The following is a 17288-nucleotide window of genomic DNA, read 5'->3' on the forward strand; positions in this document are numbered from 1 at the left end:
AATGGGCTCACCGCTCGACACCTTCGCGTCGACAACCTGTCGCGGAAACCCCCAGACCTCACACACGACGCCGATTTCCCGCCCCCGCCCCCCATGCCTACGCTCGCCCGCATGACCCCTCAGCCGAACCCCGAAGCCGGCGCCGCCGTCAAGGCCGCCGACCGTGACCACGTGTTCCACTCCTGGTCCGCTCAGGAGCTCATCGACCCGCTCGCCGTCGCCGGTGCCGAGGGGTCGTACTTCTGGGACTACGACGGCCGCCGCTACCTCGACTTCTCCAGCGGGCTCGTCTACACGAACGTCGGCTACCAGCACCCGAAGATCGTCGCCGCGATCCAGGAGCAGGCGGCGAGGATGACGACCTTCGCGCCCGCCTTCGCGATCGAGGCGCGCTCGGAGGCGGCCCGGCTGATCGCCGAGCGGACCCCGGGCGACCTGGACAAGATCTTCTTCACCAACGGCGGCGCCGACGCCGTCGAGCACGCCATCCGGATGGCCCGTCTGCACACGGGCCGCCCGAAGGTGCTCTCGGCGTACCGCTCGTACCACGGCGGCACCCAGCAGGCCGTGAACATCACCGGTGACCCGCGCCGCTGGGCCTCCGACAGCGGCACGGCCGGGGTCGTGCACTTCTGGGCGCCCTACCTGTACCGCTCCCGCTTCTACGCGGAGACCGAGGAGCAGGAGTGCGCGCGGGCGCTGGAGCACCTGGAGACGACGATTCGCTTCGAGGGGCCCTCGACCGTCGCGGCGATCATCCTGGAGACGATCCCCGGCACGGCCGGGATCATGGTGCCGCCGCCCGGCTACCTCGCCGGGGTGCGGGAGATCTGCGACCGGCACGGAATCGTCTTCGTGCTGGACGAGGTCATGGCCGGCTTCGGACGGACCGGCGCGTGGTTCGCGGCGGACCTGTTCGACGTCACGCCCGACCTGCTGACCTTCGCCAAGGGCGTGAACAGCGGCTATGTGCCGCTGGGCGGTGTCGCGATCTCCGGGGCGATAGCGGAGACGTTCGGGAAGCGGCCCTACCCCGGCGGTCTGACGTACTCCGGACACCCTCTGGCGTGCGCGGCCGCGGTGGCGACGATCAACGTCATGGCGGAGGAGGGCGTCGTCGAGAACGCGGCCCGGCTGGGCGCCGACGTCGTCGGGCCGGAACTGCGGGCGCTCGCCGAGCGGCACCCGAGCGTCGGCGAGGTGCGCGGCACCGGCATGTTCTGGGCGCTGGAGCTGGTGCGCGACCGCGAGACGCGGGAGCCCCTGGTGCCGTACAACGCGGCCGGTGAGGCGAACGCCCCCATGGCCGCCTTCGCCGCCGCCGCGAAGAAGGGCGGGCTGTGGCCCTTCGTGAACATGAACCGGACACACGTCGTGCCGCCCTGCAACATCGGCGAGGCCGAGCTCAAGGAAGGCCTGGCGGTGCTGGACGCGGCGCTCTCGGTGGCGGACGAGCACACGCGGTAGACAAGCACGTGCGGTAAACACCTGTAAACCCGTCAGTAACCGACATCCTCGCGCCCCATTCGAACGCGTAAGGTGGCGTGCTCGTAGACATATATGTACGCGCACGCCACCTGAACGCGACGAGGGAGACGCCCTGACCATGCCCGCCAGCTCCGGCAACGGCGCCGTGACGCGCAGCACCCTGCGACAGCAGATCGCCGACGCGCTTCGTGACGAGGTGCTGGCCGGGCGGCTCCAGCCGGGGCAGGAGTTCACGGTCAAGGAGATCGCCGAGCAGTACGGGGTGTCCGCGACGCCGGTGCGCGAGGCGCTCGTCGACCTCTCCGCGCAGGGGCTCCTCGACGCCGACCAGCACCGCGGCTTCCGGGTCCACGAGTACTCGGTCGACGACTTCCGCGGCATGATCGAGGCCCGCGGGCTGGTCATCGAGGGCATGTTCGTCGCGCTGACCGAGGGGCGCCCGGGCGCCGTGCGGCCCGACGATCCCCGGTCCGCCGCCCTGGTCGCCGGGGTCCGCAGGCGCGGCGAGGAGGCGCAGCGGGCCGCCGCGGCGGGTGATCTCAGCGTCCTCATCGGTTACGACCTGCGCTTCTGGCGCGAGCTCGGCGCCTGCTTCGGCAACCCCTACCTCGCCGACTTCCTGAACCGGCTGCGCGTGCAGACCTGGGTCTGCGCGGTGCAGCACCTGCGCCGGCTCACCGATCTGCGCGGCGAGCTGTGGGCCGGTCACACCCAGCTGGTCGACGCCCTGATCGACCGCGACAACGACGCCGCCCGGGCGATCATCGCCGCGTACAACACGCACTCGCTCACCCTGATCGAGCGGCTCGCCACCGGATGACCCGCGTCGGCGCTGTCCGTATGGGTATGGGACATGCACGGCGGGAGCCGTGACCGCGGCGCACCGTTACCCTTCTTGACCACCGTGCTACCCGACCACCGCGCTGAGCGAGGAGCCTTCTTTGGCCTGTGACCTGTGGCTGGTACCGCTCGTCGACGTGTTGTGCCACACGCCGGACAACCCCTTCGCCGAGGAACTCGCGCAATACAACAAGGTGCTCGCCGAGGCCGGTCTGCCACCGGTGCCGGTGTACCAGTACATGCCGGGCCTGTCCGGCGAGGTCGCCCCGGTCGCGGGCTTCGACTACGACGCGCTGCACTTCCTGCGCCGCGCCTATCTGCTCCAGGTGTGCGGCCTGCCGGTGACGCCCGTGGACGAGCTGGGCGGCGACTACGAGCAGTTGCTGGAGATGTTCGAGTCGACGGCCCAGCAGTCGCACCTGGTCTGGCACTACGACCACGCGGGCGCCTACGTCCCCGTCGACTTCCCCGGTCCGCTCGCCGACGACGACCTCCTCGCCGGCGGCGGCCCGCTGGGCTCCTCGCACGCCCTGCTGCGGGAGCTGGAGGTGGTCGCCCCGGCCATCGGGATCGACCCGGCCAACCCGCCGGCGGCCCCCCAGCCGCCGCTCGCCCCGACGGAACTGGAGGAGCCCGCCGTTCCCGCCCCGTACGATCCGAGCCCGTTCGCCCGCGAGCGGCACGTCTGGCTCGGACTGCACGCGGCGGTGACCCGCAGCCTGGCCCAGGGGTCGATGATCGTCTTCAGCTGATCCCGCGGCTCACCGCCCCAGCTGGGAGAGACCCTTCTGCACGTCCTCCAGGTTCATCACCGGCGTGTAGGTGATCTCCGCGCCCAGCTGCAGGAAGTAGGGCTCGCTGATGACCGGCATCTGCCAGCTGTCCTGCATGTCGAAGACCACGTAGGCGGTGCGCTTGCCGTGGTCGGAGGTGAAGTAGGCCGCTTCGGGCTTGATCTGTTCCATCGACTCCTGGATCAGCTTTCCCAGGGTGCCGTTCCGGATGGCCTCGTTGGCCTTCTCCGTGTCCATGGACGCCTTGAGCAGTACGCGCATCGCACTCACCTTCTCCTGGCCGACGCACGCGGGGGTATGGCTTCAGCGTATGCCCGTTGCCGGGAACTCTCCCGGCGACAGAACGCGGGCCGCCCCCCGTGTGCACGAGGAGCGGCCCGCGGACGTCGGGACCGGTCAGAGGAACGAGTTGATCTCGATCGTCTCGTCCCGGCCCGGGCCCACGCCGATCGCGGAGATCGGGGCGCCGGACATCTCCTCCAGCGCCTTCACGTACGCCTGGGCGTTCTTCGGCAGGTCACCGAAGGACTTCGCCTTGGAGATGTCCTCGTTCCAACCCGGCAGCATCTCGTAGACCGGCTTCGCGTGGTGGAAGTCGGTCTGGGAGTACGGGAGCTCCTCGACCCTCTTGCCGTCGATCTCGTACGCCACGCAGACCGGGATCTGCTCCCAGCCGGTGAGGACGTCGAGCTTGGTGAGGAAGAAGTCCGTCAGGCCGTTCACGCGGGTCGCGTAGCGGGCGATGACGGCGTCGAACCAGCCGCAGCGGCGGTCACGGCCGGTGGTGACACCGCGCTCCCCGCCGATCCGGCGCAGCGCCTCGCCGTCCTCGTCGAACAGCTCGGTCGGGAACGGACCGGCGCCGACGCGGGTCGTGTACGCCTTGAGGATGCCGATGACCCGGCTGATCTTCGTCGGGCCCACGCCGGCACCGGTGCAGGCGCCGCCCGCGGTCGGGTTCGACGAGGTGACGAAGGGGTACGTGCCGTGGTCGATGTCGAGGAGCGTGCCCTGGCCGCCCTCGAACAGGACGACCTTGTCGTCCTCCAGCGCCTGGTTGAGCACCAGGACGGTGTCGGAGACGTACGGCGCGAGCTTGTCGGCGTAGGCCAGCAGCTCCTCGACCACCTGGTCCACGGCGATCGCGCGCCGGTTGTAGAGCTTGGTGAGGACCTGGTTCTTGACGTCGAGGGCCGCCTCGACCTTCTGCGTGAGGATCGACTCGTCGTACAGGTCCTGCACGCGGATGCCGACACGGTTGATCTTGTCGGCGTAGGTCGGGCCGATGCCGCGCCCGGTGGTGCCGATCTTCCGCTTGCCGAGGAAGCGCTCGGTCACCTTGTCCACCGTCACGTTGTACGGCGTGATGATGTGCGCGTTTCCGCTGAGGAGGAGCTTGGACGTGTCGACGCCACGCTCGTTCAGACCGCTCAGCTCGGAGAGCAGGACCGACGGGTCGACGACGACGCCGTTACCGATGACCGGCGTGCAGCCGGGAGACAGGATTCCGGAAGGGAGGAGGTGCAGTGCGTACTTCTGGTCACCGACGACCACCGTGTGGCCGGCGTTGTTGCCGCCCTGGTAGCGCACCACATAGTCCACGGAGCCACCGAGAAGGTCGGTGGCCTTTCCCTTGCCTTCGTCACCCCACTGAGCACCGAGCAGCACAAGTGCGGGCACGCGCGTACACCCCTTCCGGGCGGGGCATGTCCATGGTCGAGGGCGAACGCGGATAATCGCAGCCGCGTGCACCGCGACCGCCGTTGGCCGCCAACCGTCGGACCGGATGCCCCGGAATAGACGAAGCCCCTGGCGCAATAGCGCAAGGGGCTCTTGCACAAAGATGCTACCCGAGGAAGCGAGGCATGGCCGAGGTGGCGACTTCCGCGACGTCCGAGCAGCTGCTGGTGGTGGTCGATCCGGTCGCCCGTAGGTCGGACGGAGAGTCCGTTCGGATCGCGAAAGACGTGCTCGGCGCGGGTGCGGGCATGAAGCTGTGCCTGCCGGACGGGCCGGAGGAGTTCGCCCGGGCGCTGGCCCGGCGGGGCTCGCGGCGACCGGTGGTGGTGGGCGACGACCGGACCCTGATCCGCGCGGTGGCGCTGCTGCACCGGCACCGGGAGCTGGCCGGATGCCCGCTGTCGGTGGTGCCGGTCGGGGGCGCGCTGTCCCTGGCCCGGTCGCTGGGGGTGCCCACGGGGACGGTGGCCGCGGCGCGGGCGGTGCTCGACGGGGTCGAGCGGCGCATGGACCTGATGGTCGACGACAGCGACGGGGTGGTGCTCGGCGCGCTGCGGATACCGCCGCTGCGGCCCGCCCCGGCCGGGGCGGGCCCCGAGCCCGCGCCGGATGCGGACGACGTGCCGGGCCGCCCCTGGCTGCGGACCTGCCAGTCCCTGGTCCGGACGCTGGTTCCGGCGGGCCGCCCGTCCCGGCTCGCCGCCGCGCCCGAGCCGGGCCCGTCCCGGCTGCGGGTCGAGGTGGACGGGGAGACCCTCGTCGACCTGGACCAGCCGGTGGAGGCGGTGTCGGTGGCACCGGCCGCGGCGGGCGTCGCGTCGGTGGAGGTCAGACCGGTGTCGGTGGGCGCGGAGGCCACACCGCTGCTGGCACGGGGCCGGACGGTGACGGTGTCCGGGGCGCACTTCCGCTACCGCGCGGACACGGTGGTGTCGGGGCCGGTGCGGACCCGGACGTGGGTGGTGCGGGAGGACGCGTGGGGGCTCACGGTGCCGGCGGGGCGGTGAGCCGGCCGTTGGTCATTCCTGCCCGAACGTCTTGTCCCGGTGCACGCGCCAGCGCTCCATCAGCGCGGCGAGTTCGCCCTCCATGAACTCGAAGAAGGCGAGGGTCTCCGACATGCGGCGGCCGGCCGGAGTGTCGGCGCCGAGGCTGGTGACGCCCTCACGCAGGGAGATCTCCCACCGTTTGAGGACGGCGTCGCGGTTGGTGAGGGCCTCGTACCACTGATCGCCGTGCACCCGGTAGCGCTCCCGGCGCGAGCCCGGTTCCCGCTCGCGCGAGACCATGTGCGTCTGGGCCAGGTAGCGCACCGCCCCGGACACCGCCGCGGGGCTGATCCGCAGCTGCTCCCCCAGCTCGGCGGAGGTCATCGAGCCCTCGTCGGAGGAGAGCAGCGCGGCGAAGACCCGGGCGGGCATGCGCGTCATGCCCGCCTCGACGAGCTGTGCCGCGAAGGATTCCACGAACCTCGACACGGCCTGGGCGTCGCGGCCGGTTCCGGTTGATTCGGTCATGGGACCCAGCCTATCCGCGCTTCACACCGTTCGTTAACTTCACAAATTTCTGAAGGAAGCGTACGTTCTGAAGCATGACGAAGGCCATCACCGTCTCCGGACTGCACAAGTCCTTCGGGCGGACGCATGCTCTCGACGGACTCGACCTGGAGGTCGCCGCAGGCGAGGTGCACGGCTTCCTCGGCCCCAACGGCGCCGGGAAGTCCACCACCATCCGGGTCCTGCTCGGGCTGCTGCGCGCCGACTCGGGCGCCGCGCAGGTGCTCGGCCGCGACCCCTGGGCGGACGCGGTGGAGGTGCACCGCCGGATCGCCTACGTCCCCGGGGACGTCACGCTGTGGCGCAACCTCTCCGGCGGCGAGGTCATCGACCTCTACGGCCGGCTGCGCGGGGGACTCGACGCGCGGCGACGTGCGGAGCTGGTCGAGCGCTTCGAACTCGACCCCACCAAGAAGGGCCGCACCTACTCCAAGGGCAACCGGCAGAAGGTCGCCCTGGTCGCCGCGTTCGCCTCGGACGTGGACCTGCTGATCCTGGACGAACCGACCTCGGGCCTGGACCCCCTGATGGAGGAGGTCTTCCAGGCTTGCGTCGAGGAGGAGCGCGACCGGGGCCGCACCGTCCTGCTCTCCTCCCACATCCTCAGCGAGGTCGAGGAGCTGTGCGACCGGGTGAGCATCGTCCGCAAGGGCCGTACGGTCGAGACCGGTTCCCTCGCCGACCTGCGCCACCTGACCCGCACCAGCCTCGTCGCCGAGCTCGCGGGCCCGCCCGAGGGGTTGTCTGCGCTGCCGGGCGTCCACGACCTGGACGTGCGGGGGCACCGGGTCCGGCTCCAGGTCGACACCGACCGGCTGGACGCCGTCCTGCGGTCGCTGACCGAGTCGGGCGTACGGTCGCTGACGTCGACACCGCCCACCCTGGAGGAGCTGTTCCTGCGGCACTACCAAGGCGAGGCGGCCGAGACGGACCGGGCGGTGGCCCGATGACGACGTTCGCGGTGCGGCCGGGCAGTTCACGGCACCTGGCCGGCACCGGAACCCTGCTGCGTCTCGCCCTGCGCCGCGACCGGTTGACGATCCCGGTGTGGATCGCGGTGAACGCACTCATGGTCCTCTCCATGCCCGGCACCCTGGAGGGCCTGTACGGCACCCCCTCCGAACGCGCCGGCCTGATCCGGCAGATGGAGACCAACTCCTCGCTGCGCGCGATGGTCGGCCCGGTCTTCGGCGACTCCCTGGGCGCCCTGACGGCCTGGCGCGTCGGGGTCTACGCCGGTGCCCTGGCGGCCGTGATGAGCCTGCTGGTCGTCGTACGGCACACCCGGGACGAGGAGGAGAGCGGCCGTCAGGAGCTGGTGGCGTCCGGGACGGTGGGCCGCAGGGCCTCCCTGACGGCGGCCCTGCTGGCGGCGGCGGTCGCGAACGCGGCGCTGGCGCTGCTGGTGACAGCCGGGCTGGCCGGCCTGGGCACGACCGGCGCTCTGGCCCTCGGGCTCGGCATCGCCGCCGTCGGGATGGTCTTCGCCACGACGGCCGCGATCGTCGCGCAGCTGACGGAGAGCGCGCGGCTGGCCCGCGGCCTGACGGCGGCGGTGCTCGGGACCGCGTTCGTCCTGCGCGCGGCGGGCGACTCGGGGACGGACGGGGGCACCTCCCAGGCCTTCGGCACCGAGGGAGGCTCGTCGGTTCTGACCTGGCTGTCGCCGCTGGGCTGGCTGGAGTACCTGCGGCCCTACGCCGACGAGCGCTGGTGGGTGCTCGCGCTCTTCGCCGGGGCGGCGGCCCTCCAGGGCGGGGCCGCCTACGCCCTGGCCGGGCGCCGGGACCTCGGCATGAGCTTCCTGCCGACCCGGCCGGGCCCGGCGTCCGGCCGCCTGGGCAGCGCGGGCGCCCTGGCATGGCGGCTGCAGCGGGGCGGTGTGCTGGGCTGGAGCATCGGCTTCTTCCTGGCCGGCGTCGTCTACGGCGGTATGACCGAGGGCGCGGCGGACCTGGTGGGCGACAACGACAACGCCAGGCGGATCATCGAGCGGATGGGCGGACAGTCCGGCCTGACGGACGCGTTCCTGGCGTCCATGATCGGCATGCTCGGCCTGGTCGCGGCGCTGTACATCGTCTCCTCGGTGCTGCGCCTGCACGGCGAGGAGACCTCCGGCCGGGCGGAACCGGTGCTGGGACACGCGGTGGGGCGGCTGCGGTGGGCCGCCGGGCATCTGCTGATCGCCTTCGGCGGCGCCGCCCTGATCATGCTGCTGGCCGGGCTGGGCCTCGCCGTCGGCTACGGCAGGCAGACCGGTCCGATCCTGGGGGCGTGCCTGGCGCAGCTTCCTGCGGTGTGGGTGGTCGGCGGGGTGGCGGTGCTGCTGCACGGGGCCCTGCCCCGGGCGGCCATGGCGGCGTGGGGGGTCGCCGGGGCGGTGCTGCTGATCGGCTGGGTCGGGCCCGCGCTGGACGTACCGCAGGCGGTGCTGGACGTCTCGCCGTTCGGGCACCTGCCGAAGCTGCCGGGCGGATCCATGGCGTGGGGGCCGGTGTCCGTGCTGACCGGGGTGGCGGTGGTGCTGGTGACCGCGGGCCTGGCGGGGTTGCGCCGCCGCGACATGTCGACCTGAGCAGCGGCCGGAACCGGCAGCGGCCCGCGTACATCCATGCCGGTCATGGGACAACGTGCGCAGGCCGCAGCGGGATGTCTGACCACCGCGCTCGGGGCGGGCGCGGGACTCTGGGTGTGGGCCGTCGGTGTCCGGGGGCGGTTCCGGCGGTTCCAGGCGACCCCGGACTGGAGCGTGCTCTACGCCGAACTGCCGCCGGCGGTCCTCGGCGGGGCCGCCGCCGCCCTGGCGGCCTGGGCCCTGCTCCGGCGGCTCAGACCACCACGCTGAGCCCCTCGAGACCCCGGATCACGAAGTTCGGCTTCCGCTGCGGCTCCTCGGCGAGGCGCAGCGTCGGGGCACGCTCCAGCAACGCCCCCATCGACGCCGCCAGTTCGATACGGGCCAGCGGTGCGCCGATGCAGTAGTGGATGCCGGCGCTGAAGGAGATGTGAGGGTTGTCGGTGCGGGTGAGGTCCAGGGCGGACGGGTTCCCGAACACCGCGGGGTCGTGGTTCGCGGAGCCGAACAGCATCGCGATCTCCGCACCCCGGGGGATCGTCGTGCCGTCGATCTCGATCTCGTCCAGCACCCAGCGTTCGAAGAGCTGGAGCGGGGTGTCGTAGCGCATCAGTTCCTCGATCGCGGACGGGATCAGCGTGTGGTCCGCGCGCAGCAGCTCCAGCTGTGCCTCGTTGCGGAACAGCGCGTACCAGCCGTTGACCGTGGCGTTCACCGTGGCCTCGTGACCGGCGTTGAGCAGCAGGACACAGGTGGAGATCATCTCCTGCTCGGTGAGCCGGTCGCCCTCGTCGTGGGCCTCGATGAGCCCGGAGACGAGGTCGTCGCCGGGCTCCTTGCGGCGCGCCGCGATCAGCTCGCGCAGGTACTCGGAGAACTCGACCGACGCGCGGACCGCCCTGGCCGCGGTGTCCTCGGACGGGTTCAGCTCGTACATCCCGCAGATGTCCGCCGACCAGGGGCGCAGCGGGCCCCGGTCGGACTCCGGGATGCCGAGCATCTCGGCGATCACCGCGACGGGGAGGGGCTCGGCGACGTCCTTCAGCAGGTCGCCGCCGCCCGCCGCGACCAGCCCGGACACCAGGTCGTCGGCCAGGCCCCGCACGTACGGCTTCAGCCGCTCCACCGTGCGCGGGGTGAACGCCTTCGACACCAGGCGGCGGATGCGGGTGTGGTCCGGCGGCTCCAGGTCGAGCATGCCGTGGTCGTTGAGGGTGTGGAACGGCTCCTGCTCCGGCGGGGGCGCCGTGCGGCCGAACTCCTCGTGCGTGAACCGGTGCTGGTACGTCCGCCCGAGGCGCCGGTCGCGCAGCAGGGCCGAGACGTCCGCGTGGTGCGGGACGAGCCACTGGTTCGTGGGCTCGAACCAGTGCACGCGGCCCCGGGCACGCAGGTCGGCGTAGGCGGGGTACGGGTCGGCGAGGAACGCCGGGTCCCACGGGTCGAACCCGAGGTCGGAAACAGCTGCCATGGACGGACGCTAGCCCGGCACCCCCCACTCTGACCAGGGGCGGCGCCCCCTGTCACCCCGGCGTCACCAGCCGCGCCTCGTAGGCGAACACCGCCGCCTGTGTCCGGTCCCTGAGGCCCAGCTTCACCAGGATCCGGCTGACGTGCGTCTTGATCGTCGACTCGGCGACCACCAGCCGCTCCGCGATCTCCGAGTTCGACAGCCCCTGCGCGATGAGCACCAGCACCTCCGTCTCCCGGTCGGTGAGATCCCCGTAGGCCGCCTGCGCGGAGGGCATCAGGCGCGGGGTGTCGGCGAGCTTGGAGAACTCGGTGATCAGCCTCCTGGTCACCGACGGCGCCAGCAGCGCCTCCCCGGACGCCACCACACGCACCCCGTCGGCGAGCTGGCGGGCCGAGGCGTCCTTGAGGAGGAAGCCGGAGGCTCCCGCGCGCAGCGCCTGGTACACGTACTCGTCGAGGTCGAAGGTGGTGAGCACCAGCACCTTTGCGGCGCCGTCGGCGGCGACGATCTCGCGGGTCGCCTCGATGCCGTTCAGCTCGGGCATGCGGATGTCCATCAGCACCACGTCCGGGGCGAGCTCGCGGACCTTGGCGACGGCTTCCCGGCCGTTCACCGCCTCGCCGACGACCTCGATGTCCGGCATCGCGTTCAGCAGCACCGAGAAACCCTCGCGCACCATCATCTGGTCGTCCGCGATCAGCACCCGGATGGTCATGAGCCGCCCTCGTCCGGCAGGGCGACCGGCAGGAACACCGCCACCTCATAGCCTCCCTCGTCCGTACGGCCCGCCGTCATCTCGCCGTCCAGCATCGACACCCGCTCCCGCATACCGGTGATGCCGTGCCCCGCGCCGGGCGAGGGCTTGATCAGGCTCGGGTTGGGCGGCGGGCCGTTGACGATGCGCAGCCCCAGGCCGCCGAGCACGTACCCGATCTCCACCCGGGCGGTCGCGCCCGGCGCGTGCCGCAGGGAGTTGCTCAGCGCCTCCTGCACGATCCGGTACGCCGACAGCTCCACGCCCTGCGGCAGCTCGCGCACCGCGCCGGTCACCACCTTGTCGACGCCCAGCCCGGCCTCCCGCACATTGGCCAGCAGCCCCTCCAGGTCGGCGAGCGTCGGCTGCGGGGCGTCCGGGGCCTCGTAGTCCTCGGCGCGGACGACGCCCAGGACGCGGCGCAGTTCGGTCAGTGCCGCCACCGCGTTCTCCCGGATCGTGGCGAACGCCTTCTCCAGCTCCGGCGGCGGGTTGTCCACCCGGTAGGGCGCGGCCTCCGCCTGGATGGCCACCACCGACATGTGGTGCGCGACCACGTCGTGCAGCTCGCGGGCGATGGTCGTGCGCTCCTCCAGCAGGGTGCGGCGGGAGCGCTCGTGCGCGGTGACCGTCAGCTGGGCGGTGACTTCCTGCTCGGCGTTGCGGCGGATGTGCCAGACGGTGACGCTGAGCAGGATCAGCGCCGAGAGGATCAGCATGGCGCCGGAGTTGCTGCCGTACATGGAGGTCGGGCCGATGCCGCTGTCCGCGACGATGGCGTAGAGCGCCGTCAGCACCCACATCCACCCGGCCGTGCGCGGCCTGGTGCGTATCGCCACCACTGTCAGCACGGTCAGGTGGCTGACGAAGCTGCCGGCCGCCCACGGCCATTCGAACCAGCGGCTGCCGAGCACGGCCACGACCGGGGTGGACACCATGGACGCCCAGAACGCCCCCACCGGCCGCACCATGGTCAGCAGCACCGGAACCGCGCAGAACAGACCCATCAGGGCGGCGGGCCCACCGGAGTCGACGGTGGCGAAAGCCGTGGAGATCAGGGCCGCCGCGACGATCAGGGCGTGCGGCATCCAGGCCGCGTACTCCCGCGACCGCCCCGGCAGCCGCCGGGCGAACCGCCCGTCCGTGCGCCGGCCCGGCAGCGGCCGGTAGGCGAAGGCGTCGTGTATGAGGTCCTGTCGCAGTCCGCGCAGGGAGTCCACCGCCACCCGGTACTCCGGGCTGCGCGGCAACGCCCCGTCCCCCGGTGGCGTGGTCTGTGTGTGAGTCGTCTCGGTCACGTACAGAACGGTAAGCGCGTCCCGGGTCCCGGTCGTCCCCAGTGAGAGGGGTTCCACAGGGTCCCTCTCAGGTACTACGGGGAGCCGCAGCGCCACCCCTCAGTACCCCGACGGCCGCACCAGCCCCGACTCGTACGCGAACACCGCCGCCTGCGTCCGGTCCCTGAGGCCCAGCTTCACCAGGATCCTGCCGACGTGGGTCTTCACCGTCTGCTCGGCCACGAACAGGTGCCGGGCGATCTCCGCGTTCGACAGGCCCTGCGCGATCAGCGAGAGCACCTCCGTCTCCCGCTCGGTCAGATCACCGACGCGCTCCTTCAGCGGGGCGCGGGGCTTGCCGTCGAGCCGGGAGAACTCGGCGATCAGCTTGCGGGTGATGACCGGGGCGAGCAGCGCCTCCCCGGCCGCGACCACCCGGACCGCCTCGGCGAGCTGCTCGGACGACGCGTCCTTCAGCAGGAACCCGGAGGCTCCGGCGCGCAGCGCGTCGTACACGTACTCGTCGAGGTCGAAGGTGGTGAGGACCAGCACCCTGATGTCCGGGTGGGCGGCGGTGATGCGTTCGGTCGCCTCGATGCCGCCGATGCCGGGCATGCGGATGTCCATCAGGACGACGTCCGGGGCGAGCTCGGCGGCCAGGGCGACGCCGCCCTCGCCGTTCTTCGCGTCGCCGACGACCTCGATGTCGGGCTGGACGCCGAGCAGCACGGTGAAGCCCTGCCGGACCATCGCCTGGTCGTCGACGATCAGAACCCGGATGGGTTCGCCGGTACCACTCGTCATGAGGCCTGTCTCCGGGGGGCGGTGGGTGGGTGGGTGCCCACGGTGTCGGCGGGCGGGGTGTCGGGGAGGAAGGCGGTGACCTTGAAGCCGTCCCAGTGCCACGGGTGGGCCGTCATCGTGCCGCCGAGCATCGCGACCCGCTCCCGCATGCCGAGCAGTCCGTGTCCCGCGCCCGTCGACGGCGGGGGCGGGGCGGTGGGGCGGCCGTTGACGATCTCCACCGCCAGGCCGTCCGGCTCGTAGCCGAGACGGACCGTGATCCTCGCGCCGGGCGCGTGCCGCAGGGCGTTGCTCAGCGCCTCCTGCACGATCCTGTACGCCGACAGCTCCACGCCGGGCGGCAGCGGGCGCCGCTCGCCCCTGATGTCGGTGACGACCTCGCGGCCGACGGCCCGGGTGTTCTCCACCAGCGCGTCGAGCCGGTCGAGCGTGGGCTGCGGGGCGTGCGGTGTGGTCCCGTCACCCGTGCCGGCGAACGGCTCCTCCGGCCCGGGGTGCTCGGAGCGCAGCACGCCCAGCACGCGGCGCAGTTCGGTCAGCGCCTCCAGGGCGTTCTGCCGGATGCCCGCGAGGTTCTCCCTGAGCTCCTCGGGCGGGTTCTCGACGAGGTGCGGGGCGACCTGCGCCTGGATGGAGATGACCGACATGTGGTGGGCCACCACGTCGTGCAGCTCCCGCGCGATGCGGCTGCGCTCCTCCAGCAGGGTGCGCCGGGTGCGCTCCTCGGCGGTCAGCGTGGTCTGCTCGACGAGTTGGGCGCGGGCCTCGCGACGGCCGCGCAGGGCGGTGCCGAGGACCATGACGACGGTGAACAGCGAGACCGCGAGTACTCCGGTGGACGAATGGCCGGCCGCGCCCAGCAGCCCTTGGACGACGTAGGTGAGGAGCACCGTCAGCGCGAGTGCCTCGACGGACACCCGGGTCCGCACCCGCAGGGCGAGCAGCAGCAGCACCGCCATGTGTCCGATGATCCCCGCCGACGTCCACGGCCAGGTGAAGTCTGAGGCGTCGCCGGCCAGCAACTGGCGGCGCACCTCCAGGGCGCCCAGCAGCATGGCCGTCGTCGAGAGCCACCACGCCGGTAGGGGCCGCCACAGCGCGAGCACCATGGCACCGCCCTGTGCCAGCCCGATGAGGAAGGCGAGTTGCTGGCCCACCCCGCCGTTGTCGACAAGCTGCCCCACCGCGCCGAAGGTGACGCCGAACGCGGCCAGGCACACCAGCCCGTGGGGTAGCCAGCGCAGCCACGTGGAGGCCGGCATCGGATCTGCCCGGAAGGTCCACAGGTCGTCACGCAGCACCCGCAGCCAGCCCCCGACGCGCGCCCGCAGCGCGCGGCCCACCCCCGTGTCCGTCACGCGGCCCAGCCTAGACATGACGCGCCTCCTTCGCCGCGCCCCGGTCGGACGGACGGTGTGCCCGCACCACCCGCGACCCGCGGCCCCGGCCCTCGCCGCTCAGCCCCTCGCCGCTCCGCTCGCCGCCGCTGCCGCCGTTGACCTCGAAGGAGCGGAAGGCGGCCCAGCAGACCCAGAGGGCGAGCACGAACACGGGCAGCCACAGCAGCCGGACCCCGACCCAGCCGAGACCGTCGGGCGGCGTGTGCAGCCCGGGCAACCGGCCCGCGAGGAGGCCGGTGGCCGTCGTCGCCATCAAGGCCGTCTGGTGCCAGAGGAAGACGGTCATCGCCGTGAGGTTGACGAACGCCACCGCCGCCCACGCCACGGGCCGGCGCATCGCGTGCCGCAGCCGCTCACGCAGCAGCAGGGCGCCACCGCACTGGGCCAGGCCGAACGTGACGACGGCCAGGGTCGGCGGATACAGGTTGGAGATGCCCTGGCCCGGGACGCCGACCATCGAGGCCGGATACCCCGACCACGCGACCAGTCCCGCGGTCGCCGCCGCACCGCCGACGAGCAGGATCCAGCCCGCGCGGCGGCGCTCCAGCTCACCCCGGGTCCAGGCCGCGCCCAGGGTGTAGGGCACCATCCAGCCGGCCGCCACGTTCACCCAGCCGAGCCAGGCGGGGCCGCCGAGGCCGAAGCGCACAAGGTCCACGTGCAGTACGACGGCCAGTGGCCAGAGCGGGTTGAGCCGGGCGAGCAGCGGGGTGGCCGCCGTCAGGCCGGCGAACACCACGAGGAACCACAGGGGGGAGAGAGCCAGTTTCACCAGCGTGCGGACCGTGCCGTACTCGGTGCCCGACAGCAGCAGCGCGACGGCGGCCACCGTCCACAGGGTGAGGACGGCGGCGACCGGCTTGAACAGCCGGGACAGCCGGGCCGTCAGCCACTGGCGGTACGGGACTCCACGGGCCCGGGCCGAGGCATGACTACGGGTGGCGACATGACCGCCGACCAGGAAGAACACGGCGAGTGTCTGGAACGTCCAGGAGACGGGTGCCAGCCACGGCATGTGCTGCAGCGGGCTCGCCGTGCGCAGGGTGCGGCCGTCGGACACCAGGGCCGTGACGAGCCAGTGCCCGAGGACGACACCGAGGACGGCGGCGGCCCGCAGGGCGTCCACGGCCCGGTCGCGGCCGGGCGGGGTGGCCGCGCCGACGCGGTCGGCGCCTCGGCGCACTCGCTGCCGGACGGCGCCTACGCCGATGTCAGTCATGGGTCACCGCCTCGGTCTCGCCCAGGACGATCCGGGCCAGGTTGGTCAGGGAGGTCGAGCCGAGCTCGAAGTACGTGCTGTGGCCGGCGGCACCCGCCGCGAACACCCGGGCGCCGAAGGCCGGGGTGACGGGGTCGGTGCCGAAGCCGACGCTGGTGCCGAACAGGTCCACGCTGAGGTGCGGTACGTGCTCCACCCAGTCGTCACCGCCCCGGGCCGCCCAGACACGGGCCCGCGTGTGCAGGCCGGCGGCGGAGTCCGCGCCGGTGCCGGGGCTGCCGACGAGCGCGATGTCGTCGACGGCGAGCCCGGCGGCGGAACGGCCGCAGACGACCGAGCCGTACGAGTGGCACAGCAGCGAGATGCGCGGTCCGGGGCCCGCTATGGCCCGCAGGTCGGCGACGAGTGCCCGCAGGTGCGGGGCCGCCTGCTCCGCCCTGCCGGTCGTGGTGACCGTCGTGCTGACCGTGCCCGGCGTCTCGTAGCCCAGCCAGGCCACGACCGAGGTGCGGGTGCCGGCCGGAGCCTGCCGGGCGAGCTGCCGGTGCAGGGCGGCGGCCGCCGCGTGGAACCGGCCGTAGGTGTCGAGGCTCGTGTCGGAGCCGGGGACCAGGACGGCGATGCGGTCGGCCCGGGCCAGGTCGCCGAGGACCTCCGTCACCCGGCCGGAGCCGCGGCCGTCGAAGTGCAGCAAGTGCCGCTTCGGCGAAGCCAGCTGACGGTCCGTCGCAGCGCGGCCCCGGTCGTGATGGGCTGCCGCCGTTCGGGCCGCCTCGACGGCGTTGGCCCGGTTGGCGGCGTAGGCCTCGCCGAGCGTCGACGCGTGGAGGGGTGCGAGGCGGGCGGGGGCCGGAGCGGGGGTCTGCGGCCGTACGGCCGCGGAGAGGGGGAGCACCACCGCACCCGTCACAAGCACGGCGAGCGTGGCGCGGCACCATCGGCCGGCACCCCGCCATCCGCCGGCGTGAATCCATCCGCCGGCGTGGAGCCATCCGGCGGCGCGGCGTCTGCCGTCACCACGGCCGCCGGCACGGCGGTACTTCGGTGCGGGCCCCATGGTCGTCCCCTCCAGCGCACCCGGCCATCGGGTCTGCGTGAAAGGGAAGTTACGGAGCGGGCGACCTCGCCCGCGTCCCGCCCGGGAACTCACCTGCGGCGTAGCTCTCAGGTACTACGGGTACGACGGGGGGGGACCGCTCCTACGGGTACGACGCGGGGACCGCTCCTGCGGGACCTGCGAGTCCTGCGAGTCCTGCGGGACCTGCGGGACCTACGGGTCCTGCGAGTCCTGCGAGTCCTGCGGGACCTGCGGGACCTGCGGGACCTGGGGACCTGCGGGACCTGGGAACCTGCGGGACCTACGGGAC

17 protein-coding genes are annotated in these 17288 nt (G+C 72.5%); 7 read left to right on the forward strand and 10 right to left on the reverse strand.

Translation table 11 applies throughout. The features are described 5' to 3' along the window. Positions 1 to 111: 111 nt before the first annotated feature. From ACFY5B_RS00305 to ACFY5B_RS00315, 3 genes are all read left to right on the forward strand, one after another. The gene (locus ACFY5B_RS00305; protein ID WP_389962330.1) at positions 112 to 1467 is read left to right on the forward strand and encodes an aspartate aminotransferase family protein; all 1356 of its coding nucleotides are present in this window, start codon (positions 112 to 114) and stop codon (positions 1465 to 1467) included. A gap of 139 nt (positions 1468 to 1606) precedes the next feature. Beyond that, positions 1607 to 2308 (forward strand): GntR family transcriptional regulator, encoded by a 702-nt coding sequence (locus ACFY5B_RS00310; protein ID WP_389962333.1) that lies wholly within the window; start codon positions 1607 to 1609, stop codon positions 2306 to 2308. A 121-nt stretch (positions 2309 to 2429) separates the two neighbouring features. Beyond that, positions 2430 to 3080: a hypothetical protein gene (locus ACFY5B_RS00315; protein ID WP_104783223.1), complete on the forward strand. Its 651-nt coding sequence runs from the start codon at positions 2430 to 2432 to the stop codon at positions 3078 to 3080. A gap of 9 nt (positions 3081 to 3089) precedes the next feature. Here the strand turns inward: ACFY5B_RS00315 and ACFY5B_RS00320 are convergent, their stop codons facing one another. Then, complete coding sequence (locus ACFY5B_RS00320; protein WP_033310150.1) at positions 3090 to 3383, reverse strand: hypothetical protein; 294 nt, start codon at positions 3381 to 3383, stop codon at positions 3090 to 3092. A gap of 135 nt (positions 3384 to 3518) precedes the next feature. Then, positions 3519 to 4802, reverse strand: coding sequence for an adenylosuccinate synthase (locus tag ACFY5B_RS00325; RefSeq protein ID WP_389962337.1), 1284 nt, complete (start codon positions 4800 to 4802; stop codon positions 3519 to 3521). A 185-nt stretch (positions 4803 to 4987) separates the two neighbouring features. On the opposite strand from ACFY5B_RS00325, the gene ACFY5B_RS00330 reads away from it, so the two are divergent. Further along, positions 4988 to 5869 (forward strand): diacylglycerol kinase family protein, encoded by an 882-nt coding sequence (locus tag ACFY5B_RS00330; RefSeq protein ID WP_389962340.1) that lies wholly within the window; start codon positions 4988 to 4990, stop codon positions 5867 to 5869. Positions 5870 to 5881: 12 nt separating this feature from the next. On the opposite strand, the gene ACFY5B_RS00335 is transcribed toward ACFY5B_RS00330, so the two are convergent. After that, positions 5882 to 6379: a GbsR/MarR family transcriptional regulator gene (locus ACFY5B_RS00335; RefSeq protein ID WP_389962343.1), complete on the reverse strand. Its 498-nt coding sequence runs from the start codon at positions 6377 to 6379 to the stop codon at positions 5882 to 5884. A 74-nt stretch (positions 6380 to 6453) separates the two neighbouring features. Between ACFY5B_RS00335 and ACFY5B_RS00340 the strand changes: the two genes are divergently transcribed. The 3 genes from ACFY5B_RS00340 to ACFY5B_RS00350 are packed head-to-tail and all read left to right on the forward strand — an operon-like array spanning position 6454 to position 9263. Then, complete coding sequence (locus ACFY5B_RS00340; RefSeq protein ID WP_389962346.1) at positions 6454 to 7368, forward strand: ATP-binding cassette domain-containing protein; 915 nt, start codon at positions 6454 to 6456, stop codon at positions 7366 to 7368. Beyond that, positions 7365 to 8993, forward strand: coding sequence for an ABC transporter permease (locus ACFY5B_RS00345; RefSeq protein WP_389962349.1), 1629 nt, complete (start codon positions 7365 to 7367; stop codon positions 8991 to 8993). The genes ACFY5B_RS00340 and ACFY5B_RS00345 overlap by 4 nt, the downstream gene beginning before the upstream one ends. A gap of 45 nt (positions 8994 to 9038) precedes the next feature. Next, the gene (locus tag ACFY5B_RS00350; protein WP_389962351.1) at positions 9039 to 9263 is read left to right on the forward strand and encodes a hypothetical protein; all 225 of its coding nucleotides are present in this window, start codon (positions 9039 to 9041) and stop codon (positions 9261 to 9263) included. On the opposite strand, the gene ACFY5B_RS00355 is transcribed toward ACFY5B_RS00350, so the two are convergent. From ACFY5B_RS00355 to ACFY5B_RS00385, 7 genes are all read right to left on the reverse strand, one after another. Then, positions 9247 to 10464: a cytochrome P450 gene (locus tag ACFY5B_RS00355; protein ID WP_389962354.1), complete on the reverse strand. Its 1218-nt coding sequence runs from the start codon at positions 10462 to 10464 to the stop codon at positions 9247 to 9249. The genes ACFY5B_RS00350 and ACFY5B_RS00355 overlap by 17 nt on opposite strands. Positions 10465 to 10516: 52 nt before the next feature. Further along, a complete protein-coding gene (locus ACFY5B_RS00360; RefSeq protein WP_389962357.1) occupies positions 10517 to 11182 on the reverse strand; it encodes a response regulator in 666 nt (221 codons plus the stop codon). Next, on the reverse strand, positions 11179 to 12519 hold the full coding sequence (locus ACFY5B_RS00365) for a sensor histidine kinase (protein WP_389962360.1): 1341 nt from the start codon (positions 12517 to 12519) through the stop codon (positions 11179 to 11181). Before ACFY5B_RS00365 ends, ACFY5B_RS00360 begins: the two co-directional genes overlap by 4 nt. A 99-nt stretch (positions 12520 to 12618) precedes the next feature. Further along, positions 12619 to 13302, reverse strand: a complete 684-nt coding sequence (locus tag ACFY5B_RS00370; protein WP_389962363.1) for a response regulator — start codon at positions 13300 to 13302, stop codon at positions 12619 to 12621. Continuing rightward, positions 13299 to 14678, reverse strand: a complete 1380-nt coding sequence (locus ACFY5B_RS00375) for a sensor histidine kinase (RefSeq protein ID WP_389962366.1) — start codon at positions 14676 to 14678, stop codon at positions 13299 to 13301. Before ACFY5B_RS00375 ends, ACFY5B_RS00370 begins: the two co-directional genes overlap by 4 nt. Next, positions 14671 to 15921, reverse strand: a complete 1251-nt coding sequence (locus ACFY5B_RS00380) for an acyltransferase (RefSeq protein WP_389962369.1) — start codon at positions 15919 to 15921, stop codon at positions 14671 to 14673. The genes ACFY5B_RS00375 and ACFY5B_RS00380 overlap by 8 nt, the downstream gene beginning before the upstream one ends. Then, the gene (locus tag ACFY5B_RS00385; RefSeq protein WP_389962372.1) at positions 15914 to 16816 is read right to left on the reverse strand and encodes an alpha/beta hydrolase; all 903 of its coding nucleotides are present in this window, start codon (positions 16814 to 16816) and stop codon (positions 15914 to 15916) included. The genes ACFY5B_RS00380 and ACFY5B_RS00385 overlap by 8 nt, the downstream gene beginning before the upstream one ends. Between the last annotated feature and the right edge of the window lie 472 nt (positions 16817 to 17288).

The organism is Streptomyces sp. NPDC013187 (assembly GCF_042899705.1).
GTDB classification, from domain to species: domain Bacteria; phylum Actinomycetota; class Actinomycetes; order Streptomycetales; family Streptomycetaceae; genus Streptomyces; species Streptomyces hawaiiensis_A.